This window comes from Ruegeria sp. C6, from assembly GCF_056537625.1.
Genome location: NZ_JBQFRW010000003.1, coordinates 71,635 through 88,421, shown reverse-complemented (window position 1 = coordinate 88,421; position 16,787 = coordinate 71,635). Strand labels below are relative to the sequence as shown.

15 protein-coding genes are annotated in these 16,787 nt (G+C 57.5%); 9 read left to right on the top strand and 6 right to left on the bottom strand.

Translation table 11 applies throughout. The features are described 5' to 3' along the window. Positions 1 to 200: 200 nt before the first annotated feature. Positions 201 to 2,474: an NADP-dependent malic enzyme gene (locus tag ACR0MJ_RS11960; protein WP_480761122.1), complete on the bottom strand. Its 2,274-nt coding sequence runs from the start codon at positions 2,472 to 2,474 to the stop codon at positions 201 to 203. A 196-nt stretch (positions 2,475 to 2,670) separates the two neighbouring features. Here ACR0MJ_RS11960 and ACR0MJ_RS11955 point away from each other — a divergent pair, with 196 nt between their 5' ends. The 7 genes from ACR0MJ_RS11955 (at position 2,671) to upp (ending at position 9,070) form a co-directional block, all read left to right on the top strand. Further along, positions 2,671 to 3,375 (top strand): hypothetical protein, encoded by a 705-nt coding sequence (locus tag ACR0MJ_RS11955; protein ID WP_480761120.1) that lies wholly within the window; start codon positions 2,671 to 2,673, stop codon positions 3,373 to 3,375. Continuing rightward, positions 3,338 to 4,441 (top strand): cupin domain-containing protein, encoded by a 1,104-nt coding sequence (locus tag ACR0MJ_RS11950; protein ID WP_480761118.1) that lies wholly within the window; start codon positions 3,338 to 3,340, stop codon positions 4,439 to 4,441. The genes ACR0MJ_RS11955 and ACR0MJ_RS11950 overlap by 38 nt, the downstream gene beginning before the upstream one ends. 104 nt (positions 4,442 to 4,545) lie before the next feature. After that, positions 4,546 to 4,938: a cytidine deaminase gene (locus tag ACR0MJ_RS11945; protein WP_170391936.1), complete on the top strand. Its 393-nt coding sequence runs from the start codon at positions 4,546 to 4,548 to the stop codon at positions 4,936 to 4,938. Positions 4,939 to 4,942: 4 nt separating this feature from the next. Beyond that, positions 4,943 to 6,250, top strand: coding sequence for a thymidine phosphorylase (locus ACR0MJ_RS11940; protein WP_480761345.1), 1,308 nt, complete (start codon positions 4,943 to 4,945; stop codon positions 6,248 to 6,250). Beyond that, a complete protein-coding gene (locus ACR0MJ_RS11935) occupies positions 6,247 to 7,458 on the top strand; it encodes a phosphopentomutase (RefSeq protein WP_480761116.1) in 1,212 nt (403 codons plus the stop codon). The genes ACR0MJ_RS11940 and ACR0MJ_RS11935 overlap by 4 nt, the downstream gene beginning before the upstream one ends. Next, positions 7,455 to 8,441 carry an adenosine deaminase gene (locus ACR0MJ_RS11930; RefSeq protein WP_170401310.1) on the top strand — a complete coding sequence of 329 codons (987 nt, stop codon included), beginning with the start codon at positions 7,455 to 7,457 and terminating at the stop codon, positions 8,439 to 8,441. The genes ACR0MJ_RS11935 and ACR0MJ_RS11930 overlap by 4 nt, the downstream gene beginning before the upstream one ends. Next, positions 8,438 to 9,070, top strand: a complete 633-nt coding sequence (gene upp, locus ACR0MJ_RS11925) for a uracil phosphoribosyltransferase (RefSeq protein WP_170391930.1) — start codon at positions 8,438 to 8,440, stop codon at positions 9,068 to 9,070. The genes ACR0MJ_RS11930 and upp overlap by 4 nt, the downstream gene beginning before the upstream one ends. A gap of 3 nt (positions 9,071 to 9,073) precedes the next feature. On the opposite strand, the gene ACR0MJ_RS11920 is transcribed toward upp, so the two are convergent. Continuing rightward, complete coding sequence (locus ACR0MJ_RS11920) at positions 9,074 to 10,087, bottom strand: hypothetical protein (protein ID WP_170401308.1); 1,014 nt, start codon at positions 10,085 to 10,087, stop codon at positions 9,074 to 9,076. A 147-nt stretch (positions 10,088 to 10,234) separates the two neighbouring features. Between ACR0MJ_RS11920 and ACR0MJ_RS11915 the strand changes: the two genes are divergently transcribed. Together ACR0MJ_RS11915 and ACR0MJ_RS11910 are read left to right on the top strand one after the other, a co-directional pair. Continuing rightward, complete coding sequence (locus tag ACR0MJ_RS11915; RefSeq protein ID WP_480761114.1) at positions 10,235 to 11,173, top strand: DMT family transporter; 939 nt, start codon at positions 10,235 to 10,237, stop codon at positions 11,171 to 11,173. Positions 11,174 to 11,382: 209 nt separating this feature from the next. Next, positions 11,383 to 12,159: a Hint domain-containing protein gene (locus ACR0MJ_RS11910; protein ID WP_480761113.1), complete on the top strand. Its 777-nt coding sequence runs from the start codon at positions 11,383 to 11,385 to the stop codon at positions 12,157 to 12,159. A 53-nt stretch (positions 12,160 to 12,212) separates the two neighbouring features. Here the strand turns inward: ACR0MJ_RS11910 and ACR0MJ_RS11905 are convergent, their stop codons facing one another. Genes ACR0MJ_RS11905 through ACR0MJ_RS11890 form a run of 4 tightly spaced genes read right to left on the bottom strand, consistent with a single transcriptional unit; the run spans position 12,213 to position 16,756 of the window. Further along, positions 12,213 to 14,414 (bottom strand): 3-hydroxyacyl-CoA dehydrogenase NAD-binding domain-containing protein, encoded by a 2,202-nt coding sequence (locus ACR0MJ_RS11905; protein ID WP_480761112.1) that lies wholly within the window; start codon positions 14,412 to 14,414, stop codon positions 12,213 to 12,215. Continuing rightward, a complete protein-coding gene (locus ACR0MJ_RS11900; RefSeq protein WP_480761111.1) occupies positions 14,407 to 14,895 on the bottom strand; it encodes a cupin domain-containing protein in 489 nt (162 codons plus the stop codon). The genes ACR0MJ_RS11905 and ACR0MJ_RS11900 overlap by 8 nt, the downstream gene beginning before the upstream one ends. After that, positions 14,895 to 16,106, bottom strand: a complete 1,212-nt coding sequence (locus ACR0MJ_RS11895) for an acetyl-CoA C-acetyltransferase (RefSeq protein WP_170420896.1) — start codon at positions 16,104 to 16,106, stop codon at positions 14,895 to 14,897. Before ACR0MJ_RS11895 ends, ACR0MJ_RS11900 begins: the two co-directional genes overlap by 1 nt. 11 nt (positions 16,107 to 16,117) lie before the next feature. Then, positions 16,118 to 16,756, bottom strand: a complete 639-nt coding sequence (locus ACR0MJ_RS11890; RefSeq protein WP_480761107.1) for a glutathione S-transferase family protein — start codon at positions 16,754 to 16,756, stop codon at positions 16,118 to 16,120. Between the last annotated feature and the right edge of the window lie 31 nt (positions 16,757 to 16,787).

Here is a 16,787-nt window from a genome sequence, read left to right as displayed (position 1 = left end):
TCGCAAAATCTTTGCAGAACCTTGCAGATTGGCTTGCAAATTTTTGCAAATCTTCTGATCTGAGCAGACTTCTGAGTGTCATATGTAAGGATTTGCAAATCTGCAAATTTATTACTGCAAATGTGCTGGCGCTAACAGAATCAAACCGGGCACCTAATCTGGTGCCCGGTCATGTATTCGTAATGATATAGGCGCTGGGCTTATCCGTAGTGCGCGACTGGCGTACCTGCGATGGCCGCCATGTTCAGCAGTCCCCTGGCCGTAATCGAGGGCGTTACGATATGCGCCTTGTTTCCCATTCCCATGAGGATTGGACCTACCTCAAGCCCGTCCGCTTTCATCTTCAGGATATTGCGCACACCGCTTGCCGCATCCGCATGGGCGAAGATCAGGACATTTGCAGAGCCTTCCAAACGCGAGTTCGGGAAGATACGTGCACGCAATTCAGGATCCAAAGCCAGATCAAGGTTCATCTCGCCTTCATAGCTGAAGTCGCGTGGCTCGGAATCGAGAATCTCAAGCGCAGCCCGCAGCCGCTTGCCTGATCCCTCGGCCTGATTGCCGAATTGCGATTGCGAACAAAATGCGATCTTGGGTTCCAACCCGAACCGCCGCACGTGACGAGCAGCTCCAATGGTGGATTCGGCAAGTTCTTCTGGTGTCGGCAATTGTCTTACATGCGTGTCTGCAATGAACAGAGGGCCATCTTCCAGAATCATCAGCGAAAGCGCGCCATGCGGGCGCAAATCGCCATCATCCAGAACCTGTTCGACATAGTTAAGATGCCAGCGATACTCACCAAAAGTGCCACAGATCATGCTGTCCGCCTCGCCGCGATGCACCATGATTGCTGCAATGGCGGTGTTGTTGGTGCGCATGATGGCCTTGGCCAGATCCGGAGTGACCCCCCGACGCTGCATTATTTGATGGTACGAATTCCAATAATCGTAGTAACGGGGATCGTCCTGAGGGTTCACGATTTGAAAATCCTGCCCCGGTCGTACTGTCAGGCCTAGCCTTTCGCACCGTGCGCTGATCACGTCCGGTCGCCCGATCAGGATCGGGGTTTCCGTGGTTTCTTCCAATATCGCTTGCGCAGCCCTTAAAACACGTTCGTCTTCGCCTTCTGCGAAGACAATTCTACGCGATGCAACGGCTGCGGCTTCGAACACTGGCCGCATCAGCAGCGCAGATTTGAACACGGTCTGGTTCAGGCGTTCTTTATAGGCTTCGAGGTCATCAATGGGTCGTTTTGCGACCCCGCTCTTCATAGCCGCCTGTGCTACCGATGAGGAAACGACCCCAACGAGGCGCGGGTCGAAGGGTTTTGGGATCAGGTAATCTGGACCAAAAGTCAGCTGCTCACCCTTATAGGCCGCCGCGGCTTCGGCGCTGGTCGTCGCGCGGGCCATGTCGGCGATGCCGTCGACGCAGGCGATCTGCATCTCGTCGTTGATTTCAGTCGCGCCCACGTCCAGGGCACCTCGGAAGATAAACGGGAAGCACAACACGTTGTTCACTTGGTTCGGAAAGTCGCTGCGACCGGTCGCAATGATCGCGTCAGGGGCAACTTCGCGCGCCGCCTGTGGCAGGATTTCCGGAGTTGGGTTGGCCAGCGCAAAGATGATCGGGGTCTTGGCCATCTTCTCGACCATCTCAGGCTTGAGCACATTTGGTCCGCTCAGCCCCAGAAACAGATCGGCACCTCCGATCACATCATCCAGAGTGCGCAGATCGGTTTTCTGCGCAAATTGATCCTTGTGCGGGTTCATATCCTCGGCGCGACCTTCATAGACCAACCCGTGAATGTCACAGAGCCAGATATTCTCGCGTTTGACGCCGAGCTTCACCAACATGCTGAGGCAGGCGATCCCGGCAGCACCGCCGCCGGTCGAAACTACTTTGATATCCTCGAAGCTCTTTCCTGCCACATACAGGGCGTTCTTAGCTGCGGCACCAACAACGATTGCCGTGCCGTGCTGATCGTCATGAAACACCGGGATGTTCATCCGTTCCCGGCACAGTTTTTCGACAATAAAACAATCCGGTGCCTTGATATCTTCAAGGTTGATCGCGCCAAAGGTAGGTTCCAGGGCGCAGACGATATCTGCCAGCTTTTCTGGGTCAGGCTGATCCACCTCGATATCAAAGCAATCGATGCCTGCGAACTTTTTGAACAGGACGGCCTTGCCTTCCATCACCGGTTTCGAGGCCAATGCGCCTATATTCCCAAGGCCCAGAACTGCGGTGCCGTTTGACACAACTGCAACAAGATTGCCGCGGGCCGTGTATCTCTCAGCATTGGCGGCGTTGTCCTTTATCTCAAGACTGGCTTCGGCGACGCCTGGCGAATATGCCCGCGCAAGGTCCCGACCATTTGCCATTGGTTTGGTTGCCTTGATCTCAAGCTTTCCGGGCTTTGGATGCGCATGATAGTCAAGCGCGGCCTGTCTCAGGTTCGGTGTGTCAGACATCGGTAATACAACTCCGTTCCAATATTCGTTTGATGGTTAAACTATTTCTCAGCGCTTGGCTATGTCGCCTCGGACCGCAGTCAGAGACAGGCCTCACGGATACGTTAACGAAACATTGGTTGAGAGTTGCTGCATCGTTTTTATGTACAGCCAATTCCGGGGAACCTGACGGACACCAGAAGCGGCGGACCTTATCATGCGTCATGAAGACAAAGCTTGTGCTAATGCGCAATTTGCCAACCCTTCAATCAGGATTGGTGCCAATCGGAATGTCTTCTTTGTTGTGCTTGTTTCGGCGGTTTCACTTCTTTGCGTAGTTGTGACTTGGCACCAACCGGCAGCAACTTTCATCCAAGAAGGCGGGTTGATTGAGACGATATCGGCCTCTGCGTTACTGGCTGCCGGTTTGGTCGCGTTGGTACGCTTCCGAGGCGTCTCGCGGCTTTACATCGCGGTGGTCTGCCTGCTGTTAGCCGAGCGCGAATTGGAGGCGGAGGTGTACACAGAAGGCAGCGCGCCTTTCGTGGTGCTAAACTGGGTTGATTTATTGCTTGATGTGACTGCAGTAAGGATCGTTTTGGCTGCGATCGTCATTGGTGGTTTGCTCTGGCATGGGATACCGAACGGAATTAAGGCACTGAAGATCCGCGCGCCTTTTTTGATGATTTTTTTCCTGGCCGGAAGTGTTGCGGTGCTGGCTCAGCTTCTTGAGGAAATCAGCGGATTGTTCGACGAATACCTTTCGGTTGCGATGGCTACACGTTTGTTCGTGATGGAAGAAACGCTGGAGATGTACTTTTCGATTGGCATTTTGGCTGCTGTTCTGATCGGATGGCCAAAACCAAAATCCGAAGAGAAACAGAATGACCAGCAATACCGGCGACTCCCACACGCGCGCTGAAATCCGACTGCCGACGCAGGAACTGCGCAACGATATCCCGTTTTATACCAAGGTACTGGGGATGCGGATGGATATGATCTATCCGGCAGATGACCCTCGGGTTGCCGTGTTCTCTGGTCACGGTCTGCGCTTGCGGATCGAGAAAGATGCAGCTGAAGCGGCGGGAACGTTGCGCATTCTGACATCCGATCCAGATGGTTTTGCAGACGGTCAACGAAGTCTTGTAGCCCCAAACGGCACCCGGATCGAGATTGACGAGTTGAACCCGCCGCTGGTCATGCCGGATACCGTCCACTCTTTTGTTGTTCGTAGGCTCAAGGATCAGGCGCCGTGGATCATTGGACGGGCAGGGATGCACTATCGCGATCTCGTGCCGGACCGGCTTGGCGGATCGATTATCGCCAGCCATATACGTATCCCAGATGGTGGTCCTGTGCCCGACATGGTGCATTTCCACAAAGTCGGATTTCAGCTGATCTTCTGCATCCACGGCTGGGTCGATGTGGTCTACGAAGATCAGGGCGACAAGATGCGCCTGACGGCAGGCGATTGCTTTATTCAGCCGCCTGAAATCCGCCACCGCGTGCTGGAAGCGTCAGACAACGTTCAGGTGATCGAGATTGGTGTCCCAGCCGAGCATGTCACGGAGATTGATCATGAGATGGAACTGCCCACCCCGCATTTCCGTCCGGATCGGGAATGGGATGGGCAGCGGTTCGTTTACAATCAAGCCAATGATGCCGACTGGGTGCCATTCCGCTTGCCCGGTTACATCTGCCGTGACACGACGATTGCCGAGAATACCAAAGGCGTGGCGGGCGTTCAGGTCGTGCGCCGGGGCGAGGGTAACCCTCAATGGGCCAGCCACGACACCGACATACACTTTACCTTCGTGATGACCGGCGAGGTGACTCTTGAGGGTGAAGGGCGCGAGCCCTATCGGTTGGAACAGGGCGATGCCTTCGTCATCCCGCCGGGAATGCGAACACGGCTGTCAGACCCCTCGCAGGATGTGGAACTGCTTGAGGTGACTTTGCCGGGGACCTTCAACACGACGTTGGGTTAGGGCCAAGAAGAAGTGGATAATGGCGTCAAGGGGGCTTCAATTCCCCCGTCGCTTTCCAGTAGGGTATGATATTCTGACCAGATGATCAAAAATTGGGATTCGCCATGTCTTTGAAAGATGCAGCTTTGGCCGTTCGGGAAAATGCCCACGCGCCTTATTCGAATTTCAAGGTCGGGGCGGCGATCCGGTCCAGTTCAGGTGTGATCTATTTTGGCTGCAATGTCGAAAATATTGCTTACCCCGAAGGTACGTGCGCCGAGGCCGGGGCAATCGCGGCAATGGTCGCCGCTGGTGAAAAAGAACTGACCGAGGTCTACGTGGTCGCCAGCAGCCCGCAGCCGGTGCCCCCATGTGGTGGATGCCGTCAGAAACTGGCCGAATTCGGAAACGGGGATGTGGTCGTTACGATGGCGACGGTTGATGGTCTGGAAACCAAAACCACGATTGCCGATCTATTGCCCGGTGCGTTCGACGCGTCGCATATGGAGGATGTCTGACTTCATGGATGCGCGCTCGATCATCGCCAAACTTCGCCGTCAGGAGGTGCCAACTCGTGACGAACTAATGTGGTTCGCGCAAGGCCTGGCCGATGGTGGCGTCAGTGACGCGCAGGCCGGGGCCTTTGCGATGGCTGTCTGTATGGGCGGTCTGGGGGCCAATGGGCGGGCTGATCTGACTGTTGCCATGCGCGACAGCGGCGAGGTGCTGACGTGGGATTTGGACGGGCCGGTGGTCGATAAGCATTCGACCGGTGGGGTCGGCGATTGCGTCAGCCTGCTGCTTGCCCCGGCTTTGGCGGAATGCGGGGCGTATGTGCCGATGATCTCGGGGCGTGGTCTGGGCCATACCGGGGGCACTCTGGACAAGCTCGAGGCCATACCGGGAGTGACCACTCAGATCGGGCAGGCGCGACTGACGCAAGTGCTGAAAGACACCGGGGCAGCCATCGTGGGGGCAACGGGCCAGATCGCCCCTGCGGACAAGCGGCTGTATGCGGTGCGCGATGTGACGGCGACGGTGGAGAGCCTTGACCTGATTACGGCATCAATCCTGTCCAAGAAGCTGGCGGCTAGCCCGGATGCGTTGGTTCTGGACGTTAAGGTGGGCAGCGGCGCGTTCATGAAGACGCTGGATGAGGCACGCAATTTGGCACAGGCCTTGACCGAAACGGCTAATGCCGCTGGTTGCCGGACTTCCGCCGTGATCACCGACATGAGTCAGCCCCTTGCGTCCGCGCTGGGCAACGCGCTGGAGGTGGCTGAGGTGATGAAGGCGCTAACCAGCGGGCAGGGATCGCCTTTGGCGGAAATCTCGGCCGAGTTGGGGGGCGTTCTCATGGCGGATGCCGGTATGTGCGCTACGGCAGAGGAAGGAAACGCCAGTATAGCCCAAGTGATCCGCGATGGTCGTGCAGCCGAACGGTTCGGACGCATGATGGCTGCCGTGGGTGGACCGGTGCATTTCGTTGACACATGGGATCGGTTTTTGCCGGAGGCCAATGTGATCCGGGAAGTTCATGCTCCGCATGGCGGATATGTCTCGTCTATTGATGGCGAGGCGCTGGGCCTCGCAGTCGTGGCCCTAGGCGGTGGGCGCCAGATCGAGAGCGATGAGATTGATCCGGCGGTTGGCTTGTCGGGCATTCTGAGGGTCGGAGATAAGGTGACCAAAGGCGCTCCGTTGGCGGTTGTTCATGCGGGGCGAGAAGATGCAGCGCAACGGGCTGCCGCGGTGGTGCTAGATGCCATCACGCTGAGTGACGAACCGGTAGCACAGCCGCCTCAAATCCATGAAAGGATCAGCGCATGAGCCGCGCTTTCCTTGTGGTAATGGACTCGGTTGGTATCGGCGGCGCGCCGGATGCCGATCAGTTTTACAACGGCACCAAACCCGATACAGGCGCGAATACAGTGGCCCACATAGCACAAGCTTGTGCCGAGGGGCGTGCGGAAGAAGGGCGGAGCGGACCGTTGCAACTGCCCAACCTGGATGCCATGGGGCTGGGGGCGGCGACCCGTCTGGCCTCGGGCGCACCGACGCCGGGCCTTGAGGCCGCGCCGACGGGCTTGTGGGGTTGCGCACGTGAATATTCTCCGGGAAAGGATACGCCATCAGGGCATTGGGAACTGGCGGGTTTACCTGTGCCATGGGACTGGCGTTATTTCCCGGATCGCCAGCCAGCGTTTCCCGAAACGCTAAGCAAGGCTGCCGCCGAGGCAGCGGGGACCGACGGAATATTAGGCGACTGCCATGCCTCGGGGACGACGATTATCTCGGAACTGGGGGCCGAGCATATACGTACCGGCTGGCCGATCTGCTACACGTCTGCCGATAGCGTATTCCAGATTGCCGCGCATGAAGACAGCTTTGGGCTCGACCGACTGCTGGATATGTGCCGCTCACTGGCGCCTCGATTGCACGAAATGAAAGTGGGCCGCGTTATCGCCCGACCGTTTGTCGGAACGCCCGAAAAGGGGTTCACCCGGACAACCAACCGCAAGGATTTTGCCATCGTTCCACCAGAACCCGTTCTGACGAATTGGGCACAGGATGCCGGTCGCCGTGTGCATGCGGTGGGCAAGATTGGCGATATATTTTCAATGCAGGGGATCGACACGCTGCGAAAGGGTTCGGACGCAGAGTTGATGCACCACCTTTCGGACCTCGTTGATGAGGCGGAAGAGGGTAGTCTGACATTTGCAAACTTTGTCGAGTTCGACAGTCTGTATGGCCATCGGCGTGATATCAGCGGCTATGCCCGCGCGCTGGAATGGTTCGATCGTGAAATCGGAGTGATTGCGCAAAAACTGCGCCCCGGTGATCTGATGCTATTGACCGCAGACCACGGCAACGACCCCAGTTGGAGTGGCACTGACCACACGCGTGAACAAGTGCCCGTGCTGATCGCAGGGCAGGGCACGGGCGAGATCGGTCCCGTGAACTTTGCCGATATCGCCGCCAGTATCGCGCACCACCTGAACATACCGGCGCAAGGGCCGGGAAGGACTTTTATATGACAGTCGCTGACCTGCCTAAGATCGAATTACATTTGCACCATGAAGGCGCCGCTCCGCCTAGCTTCATACGCCAACTGGCCCATGAGAAACGAGTGGACCTGAGCGGGATATTCAAACCCGACGGCTCTTATGATTTCCGCGACTTTGCCCATTTCCTTAGCGTTTATGAGGCTGCGTGCGAGGTGCTGAAAACACCTGAAGATTTCCGCCGCCTGACGCTGGCCATTCTGGAAGAGAGCGCCGCGAATGGTGTGGTGTATTCCGAAACATTCCTTAGCCCGGATTTCTGCGGCGGTGGCGATTTGCATGCATGGAAGGATTACCTGACTGCGATTCAGGACGCCGCAGACGAGGCCGAGCGCAAATTCGGGATCACCCTGCGTGGTGTCATCACTTGCGTGCGCCATTTCGGACCCGAGCAAGCCAAGGCCAGCGCCCATTGTGCGGCTGAAACTGCAGGTGACTGGATTACCGGATTTGGTATGGGCGGCAACGAATCCGTCGGTACGCAGGGCGATTTCAAATGGGCCTTTGATTGCGCGCGCGAGGCTGGGTTGCGATTGACGACCCATGCCGGTGAATTTGGCGGTCCAGAGAGTGTTCGGGATGCTGTCCGTGATTTGGGGGTCGAGCGCATAGGCCATGGCGTTCGCGCCATCGAAGACCCGGATCTTGTGTACGAGTTAGTTGACCGGGGCATAACGCTTGAGGTCTGCCCGGGTTCAAACGTGGTACTGGGCCTGTTTCCTGATTTTGCCGCCCATCCCATCGCGAAATTGCGTGATGCAGGCGTCAACGTCACGGTATCCACTGACGATCCGCCGTTTTTTCATACCACGATGCGGCGCGAGTATGAGATGCTGAATGCAGCGTTCGGCTGGCAAGCCGAAGATTTTGCTGCCCTGAATGAAACAGCCCTGAACGCGGCCTTTTGCGATGAAGAGACCCGCGCGCGGGTCAAGAAAAGACTGGAGACATCATGAGCGATCACCTGACCGTCGTCGACCACCCACTGGTGCAGCACAAATTGACGCTCATGCGGGACAAAGGCACCTCAACCGCTGTGTTCCGGCAGTTGCTGCGCGAGATCACGCTTTTGCTGGCTTATGAGGTCACCCGCGAGATGCCGCTGACCACCCGCCATATCGAAACCCCGATGGAAGAAATGGACGCACCCATTCTGGCGGGCAAGAAACTGGCGCTGGTATCGATCCTGCGGGCCGGAAACGGGATGCTGGACGGCGTGCTGGAGCTTATCCCCTCTGCCCGAGTGGGGTTCGTGGGGCTTTATCGGGATGAAGAGACGCTGAAGCCGGTCCAATACTATTTCAAAGCTCCCGAGGGTTTGACGGACCGTTTGGTCATTGCTGTTGATCCGATGCTGGCAACCGGCAACAGCTCGGCTGCGGCCATTGATTTGCTGAAAGAGCAGGGGGCGAAAGATATCCGCTTTCTATGCCTGCTGGCTGCCCCCGAGGGCGTCGCGCGCATGAAAGAGGCGCACCCGGATGTCAAAATCGTCACGGCCGCGCTGGATCGTGAGCTGAACTCAAAGGGTTACATTATGCCTGGACTAGGTGACGCTGGCGACCGGATGTTCGGGACCAAATAGGTGCTATTGCCCGCAGATATTCTGTAGCCGGACCCAATCGCGGTCGGGCAGTACCTGTTCCAAAGTACGACCCGCCATCGGATCGGCTTCTATCAATCCAAGAACGGACTCGCCTGTGATATCAAGCGCATAGGCGTATGGGGTCGAGGGCAGGGCGGTCTGTGCAAAAACCGCGAGCAGCACGTCATCGCTTAGCTGCGGCTGTGGACCAGATAGAACCTGCTCGGTGTAGGTGTCCACGATCTCGGGCGTCAATTCGCCGGTGGTCAGCAACCGAAATGCGGCACTCGGGCCTGTACGGTCCAACAGATCGTCCAGCGGTTCCTGCTGAGTTGCCCGCGCGCGCGCGGCTATGATGTATCCGGCGGCAACGGCTGGGTCTTCGTGATCTTCGACCAGTGCCCGGTTTAGCAGCACGGTTCCACCCGGCAGGCTCAGGCTGTCAGGCAGACCTGCTGGAAGGATCACGATTTGGCGGACACCGGTGCGGCGCGCCAGCTGATCCAGCGACGCTTGCGCATCAGGCGAAGAGCAAGCCTTGCCTGACACCCTTTCGATCCGCTGCAGGATTGCATCGCCGATTTCTTGTTGCTTGACCTCTGGCACTACCGAAACAACATGGCGCTGCAGTGCTCTGGGTAGCCAAAACAAAAGCACTGCCAAGACCGCCAGAACAACCCCTGCAACGCTGAGCCAACGCAGCCGTCCGGGATGTGGTCTGGCACGGTCGATGGCGCGCTGCAGCCGGTCAATTGCTTCGATCATTGTGGTTTCAGATTCTGCAAGCTCCAGTGTTTCGCCGGGATCGCCGTCGGGATTGAATATTGCAGGGTAGGTTCCGGGGTTTTGTCGCTCTAGCGCCGCCAGCGACCAATGGGTCAGCGCGCTGTCATTGAAGTCAGAAATCGTCAGAGTGGCTTCACCAATCGATACGACTACTTCGCGCCGTTGCTCATCGGGCGAGGGACGCCACAGACCGGTGGCTTCGATCCGCTGGTACTGTTTGAGTGCGGTCATCGGGTAATGCTGCTCGAATATTATTTTGCGCCAAGCTTAGCATGGCGAAAACCAGCGGCGCAAACCTGTTGCGCAGTGTTTGTGAAATGTGCTGAGTGTGCCGGGTAAGTTTCGGCCAGAACGGGCTGATTAAGGGCAGAGGCGCGGATGCAGTCACAACAACAAACCCATTCAATCATGGCGTCGTTGCTGATGGTTGCGGCCATGTCCATTATCGGCGTGATCGACAATTTCGTGATCCGCGTGGCCGATAGCGTGGGGCTTTGGCAGTTTCACCTAAGTCGCGCCTTACTGATGCTGCCGCTGATCGCGGTGTTGTCGATATTGGGTTTGGGCACCTTGAGGCCCCGGCGGATTGGTGTCGTCGCGGTGCGCAGCGTGTTGATCACGCTGGCGATGCTCTTCTATTTCAGCGCGCTGGCATTGATGCCCATCGCTCAGGCGCTTGCCGGGTTATTCACATCGCCGATATTCGTGCTGTTGATTTCGGCCCTTTTGTTGAAACAGCGCATAGGTCCCTGGCGGATCGTGGCTGTTTTATCGGGGTTTTCGGGAATTCTGTGCGTATTGCAACCGGACCCGACATCGTTTGATGTAAAGACGCTGCTGCCAGTCGCTGGTGGCTTCTTTTACGCACTCAGCGCTGTTGTAACGCGCACCCACTGTTCCGATGAAAGCACTGTTGCGCTGCTGGCGGCGATGGTTGTCACACTGGGGCTTGCGGGGGCGATCGGACTGATCTGGCTTGCCCTGTTTCCGGTTGGCGTGCCAGTCGGGCCGGATGGCTTCGCGATGCGCGGTTGGGTTTGGCCGATGCAAGACGCGTTGCCTTGGGTTGTGGTTCAGGCCGTGGGCTCAACAATTGCCGTTTTTATGCTGATCAAAGCCTATCAACTGGGTGAGCCATCATATGTCGCAGTCTTTGAATACTCGGTCATGATATTTGGCCCGCTCTTTGCCTGGGTGGCGTTTGGGCAGTCCGTCGGGCAGATGCAAATCATCGGCATTGGCATGATCGCCTCTGCCGGAGTGCTGCTTGGGTGGCGGGAGCGGCGGTTATCCTCGCTACAGCATGCGGCGCAGTAAGAACGGAATAGAATCGGCTTGTATCCCTCTTAGCATCGTTTCGAAATGCATATCAAAGCTCGCTCGGAATACTGATTTGTTTATTCAAAACCAGTAAATTGCGGCGAAACTGACCTAATTTGGCCTCAAATGTGGCAAAACTAAGTCCAATTGAGGCACAACTCTAAGACCTTCTGAGTTGTGTGAAGGTGCCAACAGGGGGACGGCACGTGTTAGAGTTAGTGAGTGTTTCGGGGTATTCGAAACGTGAAGTTAAAGGCCGACAGGCCTTTGTGGGACAGGCCGCATCAGCGCGTCGTGGAGGATTGCTGCACGGAACCAAAGTGTCCACAACAGGGGGCTGGAAACGGGTCGAAAGACTAGTTGCAGGCGATCTGGTGCGGACCCGGGACCATGGGTTCAAAGAACTGAGGCGCGTTTGCGTCGACCGGATCGTGGTGCCGGGAGACGAACGCAGGCCCGAGCATCTGCCGATCCTTGTGCCATCCCGAGTAGCTTATAATGGGCGCCCAGTCTGGCTGATGCCGGAACAAGGTATGGCGTTGGATCAAGGCAAGCTTGGCGTCGGAATCGAGGGGGTCTCGATCATTCCAGCTCGAACGCTCAGCGGGGTGGGGCGTATTGAGTCCAGCACGCCTGCGCAGTCATTCGATGTCACGTCATTATTCTTTGACGAGGATGAGCTGGTTTTTATCGAGGGCGGATTTCAGGCTTATTGCCCGTCCGGTCGCATGAATACCGGTTCAAGTCGAAACCCGGAGTTTTATGAAGTCGCAGATGCGGAACACGCCGATCTTCTGATCGAGGCTGTGACCGACAAAGGGGATATTTCGGCTTTGACCAACCCGTTGGCCGCGTTACCTGCACCCATTCCGCAAGAACCGATTTTCCCGATCCGGCCCGCTTTGGGAGTACGTCGACCCGGGCGACCGGGGCGGCCCAATATGCCTGCGCTGTTCCTGCGGCCTGAATGGCAGCTGCAATAGGGCGTGTATAAGAATAAAGCAGGCGCATGGGCTCATGCGCCTGCTGTCTTTGTTCAGGCAGCCTGTGCTTCTGGGTCGAAGCGGCCATAGAAGCTCTGACCTTTTTCCGCCATCTCGCGCAGCAACGGCGGGCAGGCAAAGCGCTCACCATAGGCTTCGGTAAGTTGATCGCAGCGTTCGGCGGCGTAGGGCGTACCAATGATGTCCAACCAGCTGAGCGGGCCACCGGACCACGGCGCAAAGCCCCAGCCAAGTATCGCACCCACGTCGCCCTCGCGGATGTCCTCCAGAACACCCTCTTCTAGCGCACGGACGGCTTCCAGAACCTGTGCGAACATCAGACGTTCCTGCACTTCGATCAGGTCGGGCTGGTTTGCGGCATGTGGGTATTTGTCCTGCAGGCCCTTCCAATACTCGACGCGTTTGCCCTTGTCGTCATAGTCGAAGAATCCTGCATTGGCCTTGCGACCCAGACGACCTTGTTCTTCCATCCAAAAGATCAGATCATCGCCCGGATTTTCCGGGTAAGCGTTGCCCATAGCTGCCTTAGTAGCGCGGGCGATCTTGGCCCCCAGGTCAATCGAGGTTTCGTCGTTCAGCTGAATGGGTCCTACGGGGAAGCCCAACTGACGCGCCGCATTGTCGATCAGAACAGGGCTGACGCCTTCGGTGATCATCCGCAGACCTTCGTTGATGTACGGAATAATGCAGCGGTTGGCGTAGAAGAAGCGCGCGTCATTGACCACGATCGGTGTCTTGCGGATTTGGCGCACATAGTCCAGCGCCTTGGCGACAGCACGATCACCGGTTTCCTTGCCTTTGATGATCTCGACCAGGAACATCTTCTCGACCGGTGAGAAGAAGTGGATGCCAATGAATTGCTCGGGCCGGACGCTGGCCCTGGCCAGATCTGTGATCGGTAGGGTCGAGGTGTTCGACGCAAAGATGCAATCCTCGGGGATGATCGCCTCGACCTTCTTGGTCATTTCAGCCTTGACGCCGGGGTCTTCGAACACGGCTTCGATGATCAGGTCGCAGCCTTTCAGGTGCTCCAGATCGGGCGTGGCGGTAATGCGGTCCAACAGGGCTTCTTTCTTCTCAGCCGTCGCTTTGCCGCGTTTGATGCCCTTATCCATATAGCTTGCGCTATAGGCTTTGCCCTTGTCGGCAGCCGCCTGATCGCGGTCGATCAGAACGACCTCCATCCCGGCCTGTGCCGAGACTAGCGCGATACCAGCCCCCATCATGCCGGCACCCAGAACGCCGATCTTCTTGACCCGCTGATCGGGCACGTCCTTGGGCCGCACTGCGCCTTTCTCCAGCGCCTCCTTGTTCAGAAACAGCGACCGGATCATCGCCGACGAGGACGGGTTCATGAGCACATTGGTGAACCAGCGCGCCTCAATCTTCAAGGCGGTGTCGAAGTCAACCAGCGCGCCTTCATATATCGAACTCAGTAGAGCCTTGGCTGCCGGGAAGGCACCTTGGGTCTTGCCGTTCACCATGGCGCTTGCGCCCACGAAGGTCATGAAACCGGCGGGGTGGTAGGGAGCGCCGCCGGGCATCTTGTAGCCCTTGGCATCCCACGGCTTTACCAGATTGGCTTCCTTGGCGTTCAGTACCCATTCCTTGGCTGCCGCAACCGGATCATCCGCCACCGCGTCGATCAATTGCGCGCCTTTGGCCTTCTTCGGGTCCATCATCTTGGCCTCAAGCAAGACGGGTGCCGCCGCCATTGCGCCGACCATACGGCTGTAGCGCATGGTGCCGCCTCCACCGGGGAAGATACCCAGCAGAATCTCAGGCAGGCCGATCTTGGATTTCGGATTGCTGGTCATCACACGGTGATGACAGGCCAATGCGATCTCGGTCCCGATCCCTGCGCAGGTGCCGTTGATGGCACAGGCGACCGGCTTGCCGCCTTTTTTGGACTTGGGGTCCATGCCTGCCAGTTCCAGCCGACGTAGGATGTTATGGCCACTCATGACGAAATCGAACAGTGCCTGCGCGGGTTCGTCGCCGGCCTCCTGTCGGATCGTGGCGAGCGTGCTCAAGTCCATGCCGCCTGCAAACGACCCTTCTTTTCCACTGGTGATAACGATGCCCTTGATCTCATCATCCGCCAGCGCCTGATCGATCAGATCACCGACCAGAGTGAAGGCCTCGCGCGACAAGACGTTCATGGATTTGCCGGGAACGTCCCAGGTGATGAAGGCGACGCCATCGGCGTCTTTGCTGAGGGTGAAATCAGTCATTGTCATCTCCAATCTGGTCAGCCGTCAGCGGGCTGCCATCCTTGCGAGTGAAAGAGAATCCGTTCTCATCATCTTTCACCATCATGTCTATATCGCTGTAATAGCCGGTCTCGGTCGGGGTCCGGGTGCCCACCACCAGAAAGGTTGCGGGCGCGTCGGTTTTGTTCACAAGGTGATGGCCATTGGTCTCACCTGCAGGCCAAGCGGCGCAGTCACCGGGCAGCATCTCATGCTCGCCATCATCATCGATCAGCATGCATTCGCCGCTGAGCATGATGGCAAATTCGTCCTGCTCCATGTGGTAATGGCGCAGCGAGGATAGCCCCGAGGGCTCCAAACGTACGATGTTGACCCCGTATTGGGTCAGCCCGCCTGCATCTCCGACGCGCTGGACAAAACGACCCGCGGTGGCCTCGGCTAGCTTACCGGGGTAAGATGAACCGCCTTTGAACGGTATCTGAGAAAGATCCAGTTTGGGCATCAGACGCGCTCGATAATTGTTGCCGCACCCATACCGGATGCGATGCAGAGTGTGGCCAGACCGGTTTCCTTGTCCTGACGCTCCAACTCGTCCAGCAGCGTACCGATAATCATCGCGCCGGTTGCACCCAGCGGGTGACCCATCGCGATCGAGCCGCCGTTGACGTTAACCAGCGCCGGATCAACATCGAACGCCTGCTGGAAGCGCAGCACGACCGAGGCGAAGGCTTCGTTCACTTCGAAAAGGTCAAGATCGCCGATTTTCATTCCGTTGTCGGCCAGAATTTTCTCAGTCACCGGAACCGGACCGGTCAGCATTATGGTCGGATCAGTGCCGATCTTGGCAGTTGCTTTGATGCGCGCGCGCGGCTTCAGGCCGTATTTCTCGCCGAACTCCTTATTACCGATCAGCACAGCGGCCGCACCGTCCACGATGCCCGAGCTGTTGCCCGCGTGGTGTATGTGGTTGATCCGCTCAAGATGCGGGTATTTGATCATCGCTACCTTGTCGAAGCCCGGCATCTGCTCACCCATCATTGCGAAAGACGGGTTCAGCGCGCCAAGCGACTGCATGTCTGTGCCGGGACGCATGTACTCGTCGCGGTCCAGAATGGTCAGACCGTTCTGATCTTTGATGGTGATCACCGACTTTTCAAACCGGTTGTCTTCCCAAGCCGCTGCTGCGCGTTTTTGGGATTCAACGGCCAGAGCATCGGCATCATCGCGGCTGAACCCATATTCGGTTGCGATGATGTCGGCCGAGATACCTTGCGGCACAAAATAGGTTTCCATCGCCAACGACGGGTCAACGGCAATCGCCGCACCATCGCTGCCCATGGCCACCCGGCCCATCATCTCGACACCGCCTGCGATATAGGCTTCACCCGCGCCGCCTTTGACCTGGTTTGCCGCCAAGTTCACAGCTTCCATGCCCGAGGCGCAGAAACGGTTGATCGCCAGACCGGGGATCGATTCATCTAGATCCGAAGCCAGAACTGCCGAGCGCGCCAGACAGCCACCTTGCTCCATCACCTGCGTGACGTTGCCCCAGATCACATCCTCGACGGCGTGACCTTCCAGATTATTGCGCTCTTTCATTGCGTTCAGGGTCAGGGCGGACAGGCGCACCGAGGTTACCTCGTGCAGGCTGCCATCCTTGCGGCCCTTGCCGCGCGGCGTGCGCAGGGCATCATAGATATAAGCTTCGGTCATGGGTCTTCTCCTTAAGCTCGATCCGACGGGTTGCCGGGCATCAGGTCGTAGGGGTGTTTCCAACCGGGCTGTTCGCTAAGGCGCGTCAACCAGGCATCGATGTTGGGCCAGTCGGCGCGATCAAAGCCAAATGGTTCGGGATAATAGAGGTAGCCGCAGCAACTGATATCAGCATTGGTCACGCCGCCACCAACGATCCAGTCGCGGCCTTCAAGATGGGCGTTCAGTGTCTGATAAGCAGCCTTGAGGCGACCCTGATTGAACGCGATAACATCCGGATTGCGGTGCTTTTCGGGCAGGAAGTTGATCAGAAAACGAGTCAGTCCGGCCATCGAGCTAAGCTTGTGGTTGTCCCAAAGAACCCATCTGAAAATCTCGTAATTTTCGTCACGATCCTTGCCGCCGAATTTTCCGGATTTCTCGGTGACATAGGCCTGAATTGCTCCGGACTGGCTGGTGCGAAAATCGCCATCTACCAGTACGGGTGCTTCGCCCATTTCGTTCACTTCGGCCCGGAATTCAGGGGTGCGCGTTGCGCCGTTGAAAAAGTCGACAAAGACCGTCTCCCACTCCAGACCCGACATCTCAAGCGCCAGAGCGGCTTTGTAGCTGTTTCCGCTTTCACCGAAGCAATGCAGTTTGATGGTCATTTGGGCGCCCCTCCCAAGGCGTATTGCGCGT